An 18,399-nucleotide genomic window follows, 5' to 3' on the forward strand; every position below is an offset into this window, starting at 1 on the left:
GCAGCAAGACGTGACATGCTTAACGCTCGGCGAAAACGCTGCAGATATCTTGATGTGTACGGAACCTATCGGGAATCCGTTTTGAGCTTGTGCAGCCGGCCGGCGACCGCCCGCACCTTCCCAGGCGCCGCCCGCCAGATCGCGAGAGCCGACATTCCACTCACGACCATCGCGACGGCGAAAGCCAGCGTGTAGTCGCCGGCGCGATCGTAGAGCAAGCCGGTCACCCACGGTCCGGCCGCACCGCCCGCCAGCGCCGCGAGCATGATCGTGCCGAAGATGCTGCCCTGATGCCTGCCCTGGAAGATCTCGAACACCACCGCGCCCATGATCGAAGTGAGGCCGTAGCCCAGCGCGCCTTGCGTGAACACCATCAGATAAACCAGCCAGAGTGAAGCTTGATATCTCAGCGCGATCAGCGCGGCGAAGCAGACGACGAAACCCGCACAGCTGATTGCCCACACCCACTCCCGGCCGATGCGGTCGGAGACATGCCCCAGCACGATCTGGCCGGGAATGCCGAGCAGGCTGACCATGCCGAGTGCCCACACCGCAACGCTGGAGCTGAAGCCGACGTCGAGCAGGAATTTGGTCTGGTGCACCTGCACCGCGTACCAGATGTACAGGCCGCAGAAATAGCCGAGCGCGATCCACCAGAACCGCGCGGTCGCGACGGCGCGCTGCAGCGTCCAGTCGGTGTTGACCCAGACGGGATCGACCACGTTGGAGACCGGCCTTGCCGCGCCTGCGGCCGGGGCGGCATCGCCATCCGGCTGGAGCCCGATGTCCTCGGGGCGCTTGTGCAGCAGCAGGTTGATCGGCGCCAGCGCGATCAGGACGAGCAGGCCCATCGCGGTGCAGGCGGTGCGCCAGCCGGTCTGCTCGATCATGTGCTGCACCCATGGCAGCAGCGTCACCGAGCCGATACCGACGCCGGCGAAGGCGATGCCGATGGCGAAGCCGCGCTTGCGGATGAACCAGTTCGGCAGGAACAGCGATTGGCCGGAATAGCCGAGACAGACGCTGCCGGCGCCGACCATGACGCCGATGGTGACATAGAGGTGCCAGGGCGCGCTGGTCAGCGGCGCCAGCAGCAGGCCGCCGCCCATCAGCACGACCCCGAGCTCCATCACCGCGCGCGGGCCGGCGCGATCCATCAGGCGGCCGATCAGCGGGCTGACCGCGCCCGACACCACGAAGCCGAACGAGAAGGCGCCCGCGGTGACGCCGCGCTCCCAGCCGAACTCGGCGATGATGGGTGGAAAGAACAGCGAAAAGGCGGTGCGCGCGTTGACGCCGATCGCCATGGTGACGAAGGTCACGGCGACCACGACCCAGCCGTAGAAGAAAGGAAGCCGCATGTTGTGTGCTTGTTTCATCCCTGGACGGTTCTTCGGACCATCCGGGGATGCCTGGGTCAAGCGCTTTTCGCGCATGCCTCGCGCGCGCTCAGGCGGCGTCGAGCCGTGAGGACTTGACCGGCGCGTCGAACAGGATCCGCTCGATCGGATGCGGCCGGCCGAACAGATAGCCTTGCGCAAAATTGACGCCGAGCGCCTTCAGCCGGTCGAACTCCTCGCGCGTCTCGACGCCTTCGGCGGTGACCGACATGTCCAGTCCGCGCGCCAGCGTCACGATCGAGGAGATGATGGCGGATGAGCGCGGCTGCTGGGTCAGGTTGCGAATGAACGACTTGTCGATCTTGATCTTGTCGAACGGGAACGCGGTCAGGTAGCTGAGCGAGGAATAGCCGGTGCCGAAATCGTCGAGCGCGAGCTCGACGCCGAGCTGCTTCAGCCGCTCCATGAAGGCGTGGTTCTCGCTGCCGCGCTCCAGCAGCACGGATTCCGTGATCTCGATCTCCAGCCGCTGCGGCGGCAGGCCGGAATCGGCGAGCGCCGCGCAGATCATTTCGAACAGCTCGGCTTCCTTGAACTGGATCGGCGACAAATTGACGGCGACCGTGAGATCGGCGGGCCAGCCGGCCGCGTCCGCGCAGGCGCGCCGCAGCACGAATTCGCCGAGCGGCACGATCAGCCCGGTCTCCTCCGCAAGCGCAATGAACTGGTCCGGCGGGATCAGGCCGCGCGTCGGATGCCGCCAGCGCACCAGCGCCTCGAAGCCGCGTCGTTCGCCGCTGAGGGCATCGACGAACGGCTGGTAGTGCACCTCAAGCTGGCAGCGCGCGATGGCGTCGCGCAGATCTCCTTCCAGCGTGTTGCGCGCCTCCAGCTCGGCCGACATCGCTTCATCATAAATCGTGAAGCAGTTGCGGCCGGCCGATTTCGAGCGATAGAGCGCCAGATCCGCTTTCTTCAGGAGCTGCTCCTGATCGCTGCCATGATCCGGCGCGATCGCGATGCCGATGCTGGTGCCGATCTCGACGCGGTGGCCGGGCAGCAGGAACGGCTCGCTCACGAGCTTGGCGATCCGTGCCGCCAGCTCGGTCGAGCAGGCGCGCTGGTCCTCGCCGGCCTCCTGGATGATGGCGAATTCGTCACCGCCGAGCCGCGCCAGCACGTCGTCGGCGCGCAACGCGGATTTCAGCCGCTGCGCCACCTGGCGCAGCAGCGCATCGCCGGCCGCGTGACCGAGGGAATCGTTGACGTTCTTGAAGCGGTCGAGGTCGAGCATCAGGATCGCGAAGGGCAGGCCCCTCACGCTCAACTGCCTGTTCATCTCGTCGAGCCGGGTGAGGAAGAAGGCGCGGTTCGGCAATCCGGTGAGGATGTCGGTCTGGGCAAGCTCGAGCACCCGCCGGTTCGCCAGCGACAGCCGCCGCGAATTGCGGCTGGCGAGCATCAGATAGGTCGACAGCGACAGCGTCAGCAGCATGCCGACGACGAGGACCGCGACCGCGCGGTCGTAAGTCGTCGCCAGCGGACCGCCGGCGGTCGGAACCGCCCGCACCTGCCAATCGGTATCGCCGATCTTGAGACTGCCCGACCAGTGCAGGGTCCGCGCGATGTCCCGCATCGACCGCAACGCCACGGCGGACGACGAATAGTCCGGCAGCATCTGCTCCAGGCTGACGATCTGCGCCGCGAAGGGCGGGAAGACCGTCATGCTGACCGCGGGGCTGGCTCCGGTAGTCACACGAATGGACTGGATCAGCAGCGGCAGATCGAAGATGCCGACCACGAAGCCGGCGAGATTGCGGCGCCGGTCCGCGATCTCCTCGCGCGAGGTGCCCTTGGCATAGACGGGAATGGCGACGAGAACATAGGACAGCCGGTCGCCGTCTCTCGGCCCGAACAGGGGCGTGCGCACGGCGACCACGCGGTCGTTGTCACGCGCACGCTCCAGCATCGACCGGCGCTCCGGAACGGTCATGTAATCCATGCCGTAGACCAGCGAGGTCTTCGGCTCGGTCGAGTAGAACACCGGAATATATTCATCGCTCTGCGGCGCGGTGACGAAGGTCTCGCCCTGCAGCGACTTGATTTGATAGCCCGACACGCCGTCCCGGATCGCCGCTGTCTCGTACTCCGTGCGCTCCTTGCGGTTGACGCGCGGCAACCAGGAGATGCGCAGCGCGCCGGGATGACGCTCGAACAGACGGGCGCTGAAGGTCTCGAATTCGCTGCGGGTGACCTCTTCGTTGGTCGATTCGAACAGGGTGCGCAGCGCGAGAAGCCTAGATATGTACTCGTTCATGCCGTTCTGCATGACGATCGCCTGGGTCTCGGCCGCGTTCTCGAACTCGATCCTGTTGACGCGATCTTCCCACCGCGCGACGGCGGCGGCGCCCACGATCGAGAACAGCAGGCCGACGCCGACCGCGACGAGCGCAGGGCGATAGAGCCCGAGCAGCGGCGCGGCTCGCCACCATCCGCCTCTCCGTCTCCGATCCTGATCGTTCTGATCGCGACCGCCCATCTTTAAGCCGCCGTCCCCTCTCCGCGACGAACCGAACCTCTGGTTGAGGTGCCGGCGCCGCTATCGGAACAAGATCGCGGTTAAGAACTGCACAATTTTGGAAATTGGTCGTTCCGCAATGCGGAAACTAGTTAACGAAGTGCGCGAGCGATCCCGGCGTTATCGACATAAGTTACCGGTTTTACCCGGTGTACTACGGCTTTTCTGCGTCGTGCCGCTTAGCGAGCTATTCAGGCTCGCGCGTTACGTTGCGCAAGATTTCTTCCAACGATCCGGCAAAGCCTCCGATGCATCGATTTCGATCAGCGAGCTCCGTCGTCCTGACCATCGCGCTTCTGGCCGCGACCACGCTGGCGGCGAGGGGCAACGAGTCCGGCATCAGCGAGGATGCGATCCTGTTCGGCCAGGCCGCGGCGCTTGAGGGCCCCTCCTCTGCGCTCGGACAGCGCATGCGGCAAGGCATCGTCGCCGCGTTCACCGAGATCAACGCCAAGGGCGGCGTCCACGGCCGCAAGCTTCAGCTCATCAGCCGCGACGACGGCTACGACCCCGACCGTTCGGTGGCGCAGACGCTGCACCTGATCGATGATGACAAGGTGTTCGCGCTGATCGGCGCGGTGGGCACGCCGACAGCGATGGCGACGATCCCGATCACCAGCGCCAGGAACGTTCCCTTCATCGGCCCGTTCACCGGCGCCGAGTTCCTGCGCGACCTCGAGCTTCCGAACGTCGTCAACATCCGCGCGAGCTACGGCGCGGAGGCGGAGGCCTGGATCAAGCACCTCACCGAGGATCGCAAGTTCACGCGCATCGGCATCTTCTACCAGGACGATTCCTTCGGCCGCGACGGGCTTGTCGGCGTCAAGCGTGCGCTCGCCAAGCGCGGCCTCGAGCTCGCCGCCGAAGGCACGTTCGAGCGCAACACCCGCGCGGTCGTCCAGGCCTGGCGCATGATCAAGCGCGCCGACCCGGAAGCCATCGTCATGGTCGGGACCTATGGACCGTGCGCGGAGTTCATCAAGCTCGCCCACCGCAGCGGCGCCCGTCCAACCTTCGTCAACATCTCCTTCGTCGGCGCCGTTGCGCTCGCGGCGGAACTCGGCCCTGAGGGCGAAGGCGTCATCGTCTCGCAGGTCGTGCCGTTTCCATGGGACCGCTCGCTCAAGCTGGTCGCCGACTATCAGGCCGCGCAGAAGGCGTTCGATCCGACGCTGACGCCGGACTTCGTGTCGCTGGAAGGCTATCTGTCCGGCCGCCTCGCGGCCGCGGCGCTGGAAAAGGCCGGCCCCAATCCGACGCGCGCAAGCCTGCTGCGCGCCATCAACGATACCGGCCGCTTCGACATCAGCGGCAGCCTCTTCACCGTCGGCACACGCATGCTCGACACGCCGCCGAAGGTGTTCCTGACGGTGATCCAGAAGGACGGTACGTTCAAGGCCGTGGACCGGCTTTAGGGCTCTTCACGGCCGCCGCGTCCAGCGATCGGCGTTGACCGCGCCTTGCGGAATTTCTCCCCTCACGATGGCCTCGACCTGCCGCACGGTCTCCAGCGACTGGTATTCGATGGCCTGCGGCGTCAGGCCGCCGACATGCGGCGTGGCGACGACGTTCGGCAGCTTGGCAAGCTCAGGCGTCGGCATCTGATCGGGCGCGCGCCCGACATCCATGGCGGCGCCGGCGATGCGGCCCTCGCGCAGCGCGCGTGCCAGGGCGACCTCGTCGACGAGATTGCCGCGCGAGAGATTGATGAAGACGGCGTGCTTCTGCATGCGCGCCAGCGCCGCCTCCCCGATCAGGTTCTCGGTCTGCTCGTTGGCGATGGCGAGGCAGACGACATAGTCCGAGGCTGCGAGGAGCTCGTCGAGACCGACCTGGCGGATCGCGGCATCGCTGACTGTCGCAAAGGGATCGGAGACCAGCACCTCCATGCGCAGCACTTTTGCGATCTCGGCGAGGTAGCGCCCGATGCTGCCGTAGCCGATGATGCCGATCCGGCTGCCGGCGAGCTGGCGGCCCATCCGTGCCTCAGCCTTGCGGCCGGCCTGATAATCCGCCGTGGTCCGCGATACGCCGCGGGAGAGGTCGACCATGAAGCCGAGCGCGAGCTCGGCCACGGCCTGCACGAAGCCGGGCCCGGCGCGGGTGACCAGCACGCCGGCTTGCGAGGCCGCGTCCACATTGACGTTGCGGATGTCGACGGCGCAGCGGACGAACGCCCGCAGGCGCGGCAATTGCGCAAAGATCTCGCCGCGCCCTTCCGTCATGCGATCGGCAACGATGATGTCGGCGTCCTTCGCGGCGCGCACCAGGCTGGCTGCGTCCAGCGGCTCATCCCCCTGGTGCAGGATCACCTCGGCGGCCGCGCGAAGGCCGTTCAGGCTGCGATCGCCGTAGTAATTGCGCCGCATCTCCGGGGTATGCGCGAGCAGGACCTTCACGACAGGACTCCTTCAATAGCCGAATGCCCGCGGCAGCGCGGTCGAGAGCCATGGCACGAAGGCGATGAAGAGCAGGCAGAGGAACAGGAGGCCAAGATAGCCCATGATCGGCTTCACCGTCTGCTCGATCGGCACGTTGCCGATCAGGCAGGCGCCGTAGAGGCCGAGCCCGAGCGGCGGCGCGAACAGGCCGATACCCATCGCGATGACGAGCACGACGCCGAAATGCAGGGGATCGACGCCGAGCTGCACTGCGACCGGCAGCAGCAGCGGACCGAAGATGATCAGCGCGGCCGCGCCCTCCAGCACCGAGCCCATCACGATCAGGACGGCGATGGCCAAGAGGATGAACAGCCAGACACCGGAGGTCTTGGAGAGGCCCAGCATGAAGTCGCCGACCGCATGCGGCACCTGCTGCAAAGTCAGGGTGAACGCCAAAGACTGCGCGGCTGCGACGATGAACAGCACCAGCCCCGCGCGCGTCGCCGCCTGCACGAAACTGTGCGCGGCGGTTTTGAAGCCGAGCTCGCGGAACACCACGCTGCCGACGACCAGCGCATAGGCCACCGCGAAGGCCGAGATCTCCGTCGCCGTGGCAAAGCCGCTCTTGAAGCCGAAGAAGATCATGAAGATCAGGCCGAAGGATGCGATCGCGCCGCTCCACAGCCCCGACACCGGCATCTGCGGCTCGACATCCTCGACCTTGTCCGGCCTTTTGCCGAAGATGATGGACACCGCGATCAGCACCAGCGCCATCAGTGCCGACGGCAGCAGCCCTGCGACGAACAGGCCGCCGATCGACAGGTTGGCAACGAAGCCGAGAATGATCAGGTTGATGCAGGGCGGGATCGTCTCCGCCATCACCGCCGAGGCCGCAAGCAGCGCCACCGCGCCGCCCGGGTTCTGCTTGGAGCGCCGCGCAGCCGGGATCAGCACCGAGCCGACCGCGGCGACGTCGGCCATCTTCGAGCCGGAGATACCCGAGAACAGCACCATCGAGGCCACCATCACGACATTGAGGCCGCCGCGCATGCGGCCCACGGCACGCTGCAACAGCTCGATCAGCCGCACCGACATGCCGTTGGCTTCCATCAGATAGCCGACGAGGATGAAGAAGGGGATCGCGAGCAGGACGAAATTGTCGATGCCGCGCGCCATCTGCTGGGCGAAGATCACGCCGGGCAGTGCGCCCTCGACCCAGATGAAGATCAGCGCGGCCAGTGCCAGCGCAAAGCCGATCGGCAATCCACCGAACAGGGTGGCGAAGAAGCCGATCATCATCAGGGTGCCCGCCGACGGCACCGAGGACGGCGATAGATAATCCCAGGCGAGGTAGAGGCCCGTCACGACGAGGATCGCAATGAGTCCCCTCGCGATATCGGGCAGCGGTCTCGCGCAGAGATGATCGATTGCGAAAACTGTCATGAACAGCGCGCCGATCCCCATGGGATAGAAGGTCAGCTCCAGCGGCAGACCGGAGCCGGTGGTCTGGCCGGCGGTGAGCGAGCCCAGCTTGATCGCGTTGTAGGCGACGTAGCCGGAGATCAGCACGATCAGCAGCGCGCTGGCGGCATCGACCAGCGAGCGCAGCCGCACCGGCAAGAGATCGCGGAAGAAGGAGACGCCGACATTCTCGCCGCGCGCGAGCGCGCTCGCCGCGCCGAAGAAGGCCGAGCCGACCATCAGGCCGCGCGCGACGTCGTCGGACCATTCGACCGGCGCGTTGAAGAAGAAGCGCAGCAGCACGGAGGCGCAGACCACCACCACATCGGCGGCGAGCAGGACGGCCGCGATCGCGTCGCTGACGCGAAGCAGCAAGGTGATGCTGCCATGGCGGCCGCCCGAGAGGGGCACGGCGGCTGACATGGCCACGTCAGATTTGGTCATATCAAGCTTGGGTCGCGCGGATGACGTCGATGACGGCCTTGGACTCCGGCCGCGCCTTGATGAAGTTCTCGTGTTGCGGCGCGACGCGCTTCTTGAACGCCTCGCGGTCGCATTCGGCCACGGTCACGCCCTTCTCGGTCAAGGCGGCCAGCGCCTCCTTCTCGACCGCGAGCCCATGGGCCCGGGTGTCGGCCGCGGCCTTCTTGGCGGCATCGAGGAAACCCTCGCGCAGCTTCGGATCCATGCGGTTGTACGTCATGTCGCTGAAATAGATCGCGAGCGGCGAGAAGTTGTGCTGCGTCAGCGCGTAGAATTTCGACGTTTCGAAGAACTTGCTGGCGAGGATCGTCGGCGGGTCATGCTCCAGGCCATCCAGCACGCCGGCCTGCAAGGCCGTGTAGATTTCGCCGAAGGCCAGCGGCGTTGCGGCGGCGCCCATCAGGCGCAGGCATTCGGTGATGACGGGATTGGGCAGCGTCCTGATCTTGAGGCCGGCGAGATCCTCCGGCGTCTTCACCGGCTTCTTCGCCAGCACGCTGCGCGAGCCGAAATTATAGGCCCAGGCGATGATGCGGATGTTGCCGCCCTTGAGCAGCGCGTCCTCGATCGGCTTGGCGGCGCCGGCCTCAAACGCTTTGGTCTGCTGCGGGAAGCTCGAGAACAGGAAGCCGAGATCGAAGGTGCCGACCAGCGGCACCAGATTGGCCGAGATCGACGAGCCCGACACCATGAGGTCGATGACGCCGAGCTTCACCGAATTGATGACGTCGATCTCCTGACCGAGCTGGTTGTCGGGGAAGAAAGCGACCTCGATCTGCTCGCCGAGGCCGTTGCCCTTCAGGTTCTTGACCAGGTTGTCGTAGTAGACGCGGCCATTGGCGTATTTGGGATCGTTCGGCAGCGAGGAGGAGCATTTCAGCTTCAGCGTCGCAGCTTCGGCGCGGCCGATGATGGCGGGAGAGAGCACAATGCCGGCGGTGACCGCCGCCGATGACTTGATGAACGCGCGACGGTTCACGGGCACGATGGTCATGGTGCGGCTTCTCCCTGGTCTTTTTCTTCGCCACGGTCGTTGCCGCAGCCGTTGCGCGGACTGTATGGCCAAAGCGACGACACAGGCAAGGTAGCCGGCTGCGGTCACGGAGCGTCGCGGCGCGCATACCGCCGTCACCAGCCAAGCGAAATCACCGCCATTTCCCGGAGATTTGCCGCGAGGATCGGCCTGCCGCCCGATCTGCGCAAGGAACGCCGTCGCCCATTCACCGGATCAATCCAATTGGAGCATGGATCAATGCGCAGTTGACATGGATGATGCCTGACTAATTCCCCGAGCTCCGGCAGACGGACTGCCCCATTTTGCCGCGGCCCATGCGTGATCCAACGCACAGACGGCCGCGTGGCGCGGGCTTAGAAAAAGTGACATCATCGTGCGCATTGCCGTTGGAGGTGACATCATGCGCCGTCCAGTGTTTTCGAATTTGCTTCTTGCGTCCGGTCTTCTCGCACTCAGTCAGTTGATGACGCCGACGGAAGCGGCCGCCGAAGCGCGGCTCGCGCTGGTGATCGGCCAATCGGCCTATCGCACCGTGCCGGAGCTGCCCAACGCCGCCAACGACGCCAAGGGTATGACGGAGCTGCTCGGGAGTGCCGGCTTCACCGTCACCACGGCGGCCAATCTGGCGCAGACCGAGATGCGCGCGGCGATCTCGGACTTCGCCGGCAAGGTCAGTGCCAGCGGCGCCGACACCGTCGCGCTGGTGTTCTATGCCGGCCACGGCCTGCAGATCGACGGCGAGAACTATCTGGTGCCCGTCGATCTCGACCCCAAGCGCGAGGCCGACATCCCGCTGCAGGGCGTGCGGCTGAACGACCTGCTCAACACGCTCGGCGCGCTGCCGACGCGGGCCCGCATCTTCATGCTCGACGCCTGCCGCAACAACCCGTTCCCCGCGCTCAGCGGCGCCGGCCACGGCCTTGCGATCGTCGACACCAAGGCCGGCGCGCCCGGCTCCTTCATCTCCTACTCGACCTCGCCCGGCGCCGAGGCCGAGGACGGCAACGGCATCGACAGCCCCTACACCACGGCCGCGCTGACCATTGCCAAGCAGCCGAACCTGCCGATCGAGGAAGTGTTCAAGCGCATCCGCGTCGCCGTGGCGCAATCGACCGACGGCCGGCAGATCCCCTGGGAAAGCTCTTCGCTGACCACCGACTTCAAGTTCTTCGGTGAGAGCAGCGGCAGCACGCCCGCGCTTCCCGGCGCGAACGCGATGGCGCTCGCCAGCGGCACGCGCAGCGTCGAAGACTGGCGCAAGACGTTGCAGGGCAAGCCGGCCATGGTGGCCTATGAGCTCGTGATCACCGACGACACGGTGGAGGCGTACCAGGCCTATATCGAGCTTTACGCCCAGGACACCCGCACCCCGCGCCTTCGTACGGTGCTGGAGCGGCGTCGCCAGATGCTTGCCTGGGAGCGTGCCACCGCCATCAACACCCGCGCCTCGTTCGAAGCTTATCTGGCGAACTGGGACAACAGCGATCTCGCGGCAACCGCGCGCCGGCTGCTGCTGCGCGTGCAGAATCGCAATTACGCCGTGCCCGTCGCCTCCGCGGTGACGCCCGTCGCGGTCGCGATGGCGCCGACCTGCCCGTGCTCGACGCCCGCGACCCCGGCAACGCCGGTCAACCCCTCGGTTCCGCCCGTGATCAAGAAGCGCGTCGACGAGACCCCGCCGAAGCGCAAGGTGGTCGAGACGCCGCCCAAGCGACGGCCGTCCGAGCAAGTGGTCTACGAGCGCGCGCCGCCGCCGGATCGCGGCCCGCCGCCGGAGGCTGTGATGCAAGGCATCGGCATCGGCGTAGGGATCGGCCTCGGCATGGGAATGGGCGGCCGCGGCGGAGACCACAATGGCGGGTACCGCAGATACTGAGCCGGTCCGGCACAAGCAGCATTCGGCTCGCGCCAATTGCGCGAGCCGAACTTATTGCGACAGCGTCGGGTAGTCCCGGAGCACGGCTTCCCGAATCCAGCCTGCCTGGATCGCGCGCGACAGGATCTGCGCCGTCTTGATGTCCTCAGCCTGCATGCAGAGATCCACGATGCGGCGCACCGCATCGTCGCGCATCAGATCGTCGGAGATCTTCATCGCGATCTCCATCGCGGTGCGGGCCGCGCGTTCATAGCGCTCGCGCGTGCTGGCCGGCGCTGAAGCTCCGGCGGCCTCGGCGATCGTTCGCGCCGCCTGGCAGATGTTGCGGATCCGGTCGGCGGCCTCGATATCGCCGATCGGCCTCCCGACTGGCTCGTCCCAGACGTCTGCCGGCTCTCGCCTCGCGAACCACTTCATTGCCCCACCCGTGGTCTTCAATTGCTCGCGGCGTTCAGGACATGCGGCGCGGGCCGATCGCCTCGAACTGCGCCTTCTGCTCGTCGTTCAGCGTGGCGTAGAAATCATCGAGCGCCGCCCGCACCGACTTGATCCCGTCCAGCATCACGTCGAGGCGCTTGCGAATCGCGGCCATGCGGGCCGGCGGCGTCATCACCTCATTGGGCTCGCAGGCCGCCTTGAGCGATGCGCTGACTTTGGCGCTGGTGTCCTGGAGCACCTGGAGCGCCGCGCGCTGGGTGTCGCTGGGACGAAGTCTGTCCTCGATCGTGGCGCCGGGCCAATCGAACGCGGCGGACGCGCTGCAAGTCTGCACCGAGGATCCGCCCGCATTGTTCGATGCCGCGGCACGACGCTGATCGTCGGCGAGCGCGTTGAAGCGCGCCTTCTGCTCGTCGTTGAGTGAACCATAGAATGTGTCGAGCGCGGGCTGGACCAGCTCGACGGCCTTCTGCATCGCCTCGACACGCTGCTGCATGGCGGCGAGCCGGCCGGGCGCCGTCGCTGCGGCCTGCGTCGGACAGGATGTGCGGATCAATGCCGCCGCGTCGACCGAGGCGTTGCCGAGCGCATCGAGAGCCGCGCCCTGCGCATCGGTCGGCTGCACCGTGGCCGCGATCTGATCGATCGGCAGGCCGACGATGGCGCGGCGGTCGCTGCCGCAGAGCTCATCCAGCGGCGCGCTGCGCGCCCGCCGCCGGCCCTGCGGCTGCTGCGGCAGATAGGCCGACAGCCGATCATAACCGTAGGGGCCGAAAATGCCGGCATAGATGTCCGGATAGCCGTAGCCCCAGAAGCCGAGCCCGTCGCCCCAGATCGCGTAATCGTAGAGGTCGTTATAGGCGAACGGCCAGAACAGCGGCCCCACCCAGCCATAGCCGCCACCCGGATGTTGCCACCACCCGCTGCTTGCGCCGCCCCAGCCGGCGAGTGCCGCCGCCGCGGCGATCTGTGCGCGGGCCGCCGGATTGCTGATCAGCCGGCCGTTGCGGAATGCGCTGGCGTTCCAGGCGTTGCGGAAGTTCGCCGGCCGTATCGCGGCATTGCGGATCTGACCGAAGTTCGGGCCGCCGCGTCGGGCACCGGTTGTGAACCGCATCCCGCGATGATGCCCGCCGCCATGCGCGTGCCCGCCGCCGTGCCCACGGAAATGGCCGCCGCCATGATGGCCATGGCCATGCCCGCCGCCATGGCCATGCCCGCCGCCATGGCCGTGCCCGCCGCCATGGCCACCGCCATGTCCGCCCTTCGCCAGCGCCGCACCCGCCAGCAGGCAGGCGAAGGCCATTGCGGCAATTCCAACGACCGGTCGCACCATCGCACCCTCCCGCGCACAGCCCTGCCATTGAGGCATCGGAACTTGGCGGGAATTGGAACCGGCAACATTGCCGAAAGTTCCCGGACTGGGGCGCGGGCCTTATGCCTCCGGCACGATCTTGCCGGGGTTGAAGATGTTGAGCGGATCGAGCGCCTTCTTCAGGGCCCGCATCGCATCGAGCGCCTCGGGGCCGAGTTCGGCCTTCAGATATTTCTGCTTGCCCTGGCCAATGCCGTGCTCGCCGGTACAGGTGCCGTCCATCGCCTGCGCACGCTCGACCAGGCGGTGCATGAACTCCTCGCCGCGCGCCATCTCGTCGGCATCGTTGGTGTCGCAGACCAGCGAGCAGTGGAAATTGCCGTCACCGACATGGCCGACGATCGGCGACAGCAGATTGAGGCGCTTGAGGTCTTCCTCGGTCTCGCTAACGCAGTCGGCGAGCCGCGAGATCGGTACGCAGACGTCGGTTGCGACCACGCCGATGCTGTCGCCGGGCCGCAGCGCCTTCACCGACCAATAGGCGTCGTGCCGTGCCTGCCACAGCTTGGTGCGATCCTCCGGCTTGGTGGTCCAGGAGAAATCGCCGCCGCCGCAGTCCTTTGCGATCTCGCCGAAGGCCTTCGACTGCTCGGCGACCTCGACCTCGCTGCCGTGGAATTCCATCAGCAGCAGCGGCGTCTCGGGCAGAGTCAGCTTGGAATAGGCGTTGCAGGCCTTCACCTGCGCGGCGTTGAGCAGCTCGATGCGCGCCACGGGAATGCCGGTCTGGATCGCCAGGATCACGGCCTGGCAGGCGCCGTGCACGGTCTCGAACGACACCGCGCCGGCCGCGATCGTCTCGGGGATGCCGCGCAGGCGGATGGTCAATTCCGAGATGATGCCGAGCGTGCCTTCGGCGCCGACGAACAGATGCGTCAGGTCATAGCCCGCGGAGGATTTCTTGGCGCGCGTGCCCGTGGTGATGATCTCGCCGTCGCCGCGCACCACTTTCAGCGCCAGCACGCTGTCGCGCATGGTGCCGTAGCGCACCGCATTGGTGCCGGAGGCGCGGGTCGAGGCCATGCCGCCGAGCGAGGCATCCGCGCCCGGATCGATCGGGAAGAACAGGCCCTGGTCGCGCAGATGCTCGTTCAGCGCCTTGCGGGTGACGCCGGGCTGGATCACGCAGTCGAGGTCCTCGGCATGCACTGCCAGCACCTTGTTCATGTCGCGCAGGTCGATCGAGATGCCGCCGGCAGGCGCGTTGACCTGGCCCTCCAGCGAGGTGCCGGTGCCGAAGGCAATGACGGGCACGCGGTGTTTCGCGCAGATCCGCACCACGTCCTGGATGTCGGCGGTCTCCTGCGCCATCACCACGCCGTCCGGCGGCTGATTGATGATCCACGTGGTGGTATGGCCGTGCTGCTCGCGCACGGCCTGCGAGGTGATGAGGCGGTTGCCGAAGCGTGCGGCAAGCTGCTCCAGCGCGCTTGCGAGGGCTTTCGGCTCCGGCCGCGGCGGATTATTGGTGATGGTCGTACCCACGGAATTCCTCCCGACGAGAAGAGACCGTGGCAAAGGACATATAACCGGTCAAGTCAAGGGACCGGACGCATAGCTTGGGAAGGACACATGCCGGAGACCGCCGCCACAGCGCCGAACGCAGAGCCGTTTCGCTCCTCGATCATGCAGATCGAGCCGCAATGGATCGACTATAACGGCCATCTCAACATGGCCTATTACAACGTGATGTTCGACCGGGCGATCGACGAGTTCTGGCTCGAACTCGGGATTGGCCCGGTCTACAAGAAAGAGCGCCACGGCTCGACCTTCACCGCCGAGTGCCACGTGCGCTATTTGCGCGAGATCCATCTCGGCGATCCCGTGCAAATCCTGGTGTGGCTGCTGGAGGCCGACGACAAGCGGCTGCACACATTCGAAGAGCTGCGGCACGGCACCGAGGGCTGGCTGTCGGCAACGTCCGAGAACATGTCGCTGCACATGGACATGAAGGCGCGGCGCGTTGCGCCGTTTCCGCCCGACATCCGGCAGCGCATTGACGGGGTCGCCAAGTCCCACAGCGCCTTGACGCGACCCGAGGGCATCGGCCGGAATGTGGCGATGCCCTCGAAGCGCTAGTGCATGATCCGCCGCGCTATATCCTGTTGCGGCCGCGGGCCAGGCCGACGACGGCCGAGACCAGGAACAGAACGACTGCGATGAAGAAGATGATCTTGGCGATCTCGATCGAAGCGCCGGCGACGCCGCCGAAGCCCAGGATGCCGGCGATCAGTGCGATAACCAGAAACGTCACAACCCAGCCTAGCATGGTCAAACCCTCGTCTTGATGTTGTCTGCGATCGACGCGGCTGGCCGCGCCACCTGCCCTGACAATCTCGACGCGGGAACGATAGTTCCGGCCCCGGCGGGAGCGAAATTCGCGGCCCGGGCTGGAACAAATCGGCCTGCCGCGCACGTGGAAAACCCTGCCCGGCGCCCCCATATAGGCACCAATCCCTGTTAAGAAGGCTCCCTTCCACCACCCCGCGGTGCCATCGTGGGGCCGATGATTCGCATGACCGAGCCGAGCAAGATCACAGCCGTACCCGACCACCAGCCCGCAGCCGGCGGCATCGCCGCGCGTGCGCGCGCCTCGGTGGGTCCGAAATACCTCGCCGGACTCAATCCGGAGCAGCGCGAGGCGGTGGAGACGCTGGACGGCCCGGTCCTGGTGCTGGCCGGCGCCGGCACCGGCAAGACGCGCGTCCTGACCACGCGCATCGCCCACATCCTGAGCCAGGGCCGCGCCCGCCCGGCCGAGATCCTGTCGGTGACCTTCACCAACAAGGCTGCGCGCGAGATGAAGCACCGGCTCGGCCAGATGCTCGGCCACGCCGTGGAGGGCATGCCGTGGCTCGGCACCTTCCACTCCATCGGCGGCCGCATCCTGCGCGTCCATGCCGAGCTGGCGCAGCTCAAGTCGAACTTCACCGTGCTCGACGTCGACGACCAGGTCCGGCTGCTCAAGCAGCTGCTCCAGGCCGACAACATCGACGAGAAACGCTGGCCGGCACGGATGCTGGCCGGTCTGATCGACGGCTGGAAGAACCGCGGTTTGATGCCCTCGCAGGTCCCGTCGGGCGAGGCCGCGATGTTCGCCAACGGCAAGGGCGGCAAGCTCTATGCGAGCTATCAGGAGCGGCTGAAGATCCTGAACGCGGCCGATTTCGGCGATCTCCTGCTGGAGAACATCCGCATCTTCCGCGAGCACCCGGATATCCTCAGGCAGTACCAGCAACGCTTCAAGTTCATCCTGGTCGACGAGTACCAGGATACGAACGTCGCGCAATATCTGTGGCTGCGGCTCCTGTCGCAGGCGCCTTCTTCCCTCGCCTCTCCCCGCTTGCGGGGAGAGGCCGACGCACGAAGTGCGGCGGGTGAGGGGGACTCTCCAAGCACCGCGCTCGTGGAGACTCCCCCTCACCCCGACCCTCTCCCCGCAAGCGGGGAGAGGGAGAAGACCAAAAACATCTGCTGCGTCGGTGACGACGACCAGTCGATCTACGGCTGGCGCGGCGCCGAGGTCGACAACATCCTGCGCTTCGAGCACGATTTCCCGGGCGCCAAGGTGATCCGCCTCGAGCGCAACTATCGCTCGACGGGTCACATCCTCGCCGCCGCCTCGCATCTGATCGCACACAATGAAGGCCGGCTCGGCAAGACGCTGCGCACTGAGGATCAGGACGGCGAGAAGGTCACCGTCACGGGCTCCTGGGACTCGGAAGAGGAAGCCCGCGGCATCGGCGAGGAGATCGAGCAGCTGCAGCGCCAGGGCGACAAGCTCAACGAGATCGCCATTCTCGTGCGCGCCTCCTACCAGATGCGCGAATTCGAAGACCGCTTCGTCACGCTCGGCCTGCCCTATCGCGTCATCGGCGGCCCGCGCTTCTATGAGCGCGCGGAGATCCGCGACGCGCTGGCGTACTTGCGCGTCATCAATTCGCCGGCCGACGATCTCGCCTTCGAGCGTATCGTCAATACGCCGAAGCGCGGGCTTGGCGACGCCACCGTGCAGATGCTGCACGACCACGCCCGCAAGCGCCGCATTCCCTTGTTCGAGGCGGCGCGCGCCGTGGTCGAGACCGACGAGCTGAAGCCGAAGGCGCGCGGCTCGCTGCGCGACCTCATCGCGCAGTTCGACCGCTGGCGCGCCCAGCGCGAGGTCACCGCGCACACCGATCTCGCCCAGATCGTGCTCGACGAGAGCGGCTATACCGAGATGTGGCAGAAGGACCGCTCGGCCGACGCCGCGGGCCGGCTGGAGAACCTGAAAGAGCTCGTGCGCTCGATGGAGGAGTTCGAGAACCTGCAAGGGTTCCTGGAGCACATCTCGCTGGTGATGGACCGCGAGGGCGGCGCCGAGGACGACGCGGTGTCGCTGATGACGCTGCATTCGGCCAAGGGCCTCGAATTCGACAACGTGTTCCTGCCGGGCTGGGAGGAAGGCCTGTTCCCGAGCCAGCGCACCCTGGACGAACAGGGCCGAGCCGGCCTGGAAGAAGAGCGCCGGCTCGGCCATGTCGGCCTGACCCGCGCCCGCCGCCGCGCAAAGATCTATTTCGCGACCAATCGCCGGATCCATGGCACATGGTCGACCACGATCCCGTCGCGCTTCCTCGACGAATTACCGGCGGCCAATGTCGAGATCACGGAATCCAAGGGCGGCTCTGGATGGGGCGGCAGCGGCGGCTACGGCGCCTCTCGCTTCGACGACATGGAGGCGTTCGGCTCCAGCTATTCGACGCCGGGCTGGCAGCGCGCGCAGGCGAACCGGAATCGCGGCGGCGGCCGCAACGGCGGCTTCGAGGAAGACGCGGCAACGTCCTCGTCCTCCGCGTCATCAGGCCCCGATTTCGGCAGCTTCTCCTCGCGCCGCCGCGGACCTCTGACCATTGAGGGCGAGCTGGTCGCCAAATCCACCGGCACGACGTCCGAATTCTCGCTGGAAGACCGCGTCTTCCACCAGAAGTTCGGCTATGGCCGCGTCACCAAGATCGACGGCAACAAGCTCACCATCGCCTTCGACAAGGCCGGCGAGAAGAAGGTCGTGGACAGTTTCGTGCAGCGGGCGTGAGGCCCGGTATGGCTCGGTACGTTGCCATCATCGAGAACGCCGACCCGGACGAGGCCGTCGGCGTATGGTTTCCGGACCTGGCCGGCTGCTTCTCCGGCGGCGACGATGTCGACGAGGCCCTCGAGAATGCGCCCGAGGCGCTCGCATTCTATGCGCAGGAACTGATCGCGGACGGTCGCCAGCTGCCCCCGCCTCGAACGCTGGACGAGCTCAAGGCCGATCCGGAGTTTGCCGAGGACCTGGGGAAACACACGGCCGTCCTGATCGAATGGCCACCCGCCGCGGACGCGGAGTGAGGACTGTTCGCCGCACCAAGCGGACTCTCGACAGTTCTCGCCCGAACGCCCCTTGACCACCGCGAACTTCCCCGTATCAGAT

At 66.5% G+C, this 18,399-nt stretch carries 14 protein-coding genes; 5 read left to right on the top strand and 9 right to left on the bottom strand.

The genetic code is table 11. The features are described from left to right. Positions 1 to 65: 65 nt before the first annotated feature. Entirely contained in the window at positions 66 to 1,361 is a 1,296-nt protein-coding gene (locus tag AB7M16_RS10650; RefSeq protein WP_260380268.1) for an MFS transporter, read from the bottom strand. A gap of 88 nt (positions 1,362 to 1,449) precedes the next feature. Further along, positions 1,450 to 3,879 carry a bifunctional diguanylate cyclase/phosphodiesterase gene (locus tag AB7M16_RS10655; protein ID WP_172787466.1) on the bottom strand — a complete coding sequence of 810 codons (2,430 nt, stop codon included), beginning with the start codon at positions 3,877 to 3,879 and terminating at the stop codon, positions 1,450 to 1,452. Between the two features lie 287 nt (positions 3,880 to 4,166). Between AB7M16_RS10655 and AB7M16_RS10660 the strand changes: the two genes are divergently transcribed. Next, complete coding sequence (locus AB7M16_RS10660; protein WP_453943858.1) at positions 4,167 to 5,333, top strand: ABC transporter substrate-binding protein; 1,167 nt, start codon at positions 4,167 to 4,169, stop codon at positions 5,331 to 5,333. 6 nt (positions 5,334 to 5,339) lie between these two features. On the opposite strand, the gene AB7M16_RS10665 is transcribed toward AB7M16_RS10660, so the two are convergent. Genes AB7M16_RS10665 through AB7M16_RS10675 form a run of 3 tightly spaced genes read right to left on the bottom strand, consistent with a single transcriptional unit; the run spans position 5,340 to position 9,237 of the window. After that, a complete protein-coding gene (locus AB7M16_RS10665; RefSeq protein ID WP_453943859.1) occupies positions 5,340 to 6,317 on the bottom strand; it encodes a hydroxyacid dehydrogenase in 978 nt (325 codons plus the stop codon). Positions 6,318 to 6,329: 12 nt separating this feature from the next. Beyond that, a complete protein-coding gene (locus AB7M16_RS10670) occupies positions 6,330 to 8,183 on the bottom strand; it encodes a TRAP transporter large permease (protein ID WP_453943860.1) in 1,854 nt (617 codons plus the stop codon). 22 nt (positions 8,184 to 8,205) lie between these two features. Continuing rightward, a complete protein-coding gene (locus AB7M16_RS10675; RefSeq protein WP_172787470.1) occupies positions 8,206 to 9,237 on the bottom strand; it encodes a TRAP transporter substrate-binding protein in 1,032 nt (343 codons plus the stop codon). A gap of 421 nt (positions 9,238 to 9,658) precedes the next feature. Here AB7M16_RS10675 and AB7M16_RS10680 point away from each other — a divergent pair, with 421 nt between their 5' ends. Next, positions 9,659 to 11,134, top strand: coding sequence for a caspase family protein (locus AB7M16_RS10680; protein WP_453943861.1), 1,476 nt, complete (start codon positions 9,659 to 9,661; stop codon positions 11,132 to 11,134). A gap of 51 nt (positions 11,135 to 11,185) precedes the next feature. Here AB7M16_RS10680 and AB7M16_RS10685 read toward each other — a convergent pair whose 3' ends face one another. The 3 genes from AB7M16_RS10685 to AB7M16_RS10695 all read right to left on the bottom strand — a co-directional run bounded on the left by AB7M16_RS10685 (position 11,186) and on the right by AB7M16_RS10695 (position 14,432). Next, complete coding sequence (locus AB7M16_RS10685) at positions 11,186 to 11,551, bottom strand: hypothetical protein (RefSeq protein ID WP_453943862.1); 366 nt, start codon at positions 11,549 to 11,551, stop codon at positions 11,186 to 11,188. Positions 11,552 to 11,585: 34 nt separating this feature from the next. Continuing rightward, positions 11,586 to 12,908, bottom strand: a complete 1,323-nt coding sequence (locus AB7M16_RS10690) for a Spy/CpxP family protein refolding chaperone (protein ID WP_453943863.1) — start codon at positions 12,906 to 12,908, stop codon at positions 11,586 to 11,588. A gap of 99 nt (positions 12,909 to 13,007) precedes the next feature. Continuing rightward, positions 13,008 to 14,432 (bottom strand): FAD-binding oxidoreductase, encoded by a 1,425-nt coding sequence (locus tag AB7M16_RS10695; RefSeq protein ID WP_260380276.1) that lies wholly within the window; start codon positions 14,430 to 14,432, stop codon positions 13,008 to 13,010. A gap of 87 nt (positions 14,433 to 14,519) precedes the next feature. Here AB7M16_RS10695 and AB7M16_RS10700 point away from each other — a divergent pair, with 87 nt between their 5' ends. Next, positions 14,520 to 15,026, top strand: coding sequence for a thioesterase family protein (locus AB7M16_RS10700; protein ID WP_453943864.1), 507 nt, complete (start codon positions 14,520 to 14,522; stop codon positions 15,024 to 15,026). A 16-nt stretch (positions 15,027 to 15,042) separates the two neighbouring features. On the opposite strand, the gene AB7M16_RS10705 is transcribed toward AB7M16_RS10700, so the two are convergent. Further along, positions 15,043 to 15,216, bottom strand: a complete 174-nt coding sequence (locus AB7M16_RS10705) for a DUF1328 domain-containing protein (protein WP_036006471.1) — start codon at positions 15,214 to 15,216, stop codon at positions 15,043 to 15,045. Positions 15,217 to 15,453: 237 nt separating this feature from the next. Here AB7M16_RS10705 and AB7M16_RS10710 point away from each other — a divergent pair, with 237 nt between their 5' ends. Continuing rightward, a complete protein-coding gene (locus tag AB7M16_RS10710; protein ID WP_453943865.1) occupies positions 15,454 to 18,021 on the top strand; it encodes an ATP-dependent helicase in 2,568 nt (855 codons plus the stop codon). Positions 18,022 to 18,029: 8 nt separating this feature from the next. Then, the gene (locus AB7M16_RS10715; RefSeq protein WP_453943866.1) at positions 18,030 to 18,317 is read left to right on the top strand and encodes a type II toxin-antitoxin system HicB family antitoxin; all 288 of its coding nucleotides are present in this window, start codon (positions 18,030 to 18,032) and stop codon (positions 18,315 to 18,317) included. The last annotated feature ends 82 nt before the right edge of the window (positions 18,318 to 18,399 follow it).

It is taken from the genome of Bradyrhizobium sp. USDA 372 (assembly GCF_053629095.1).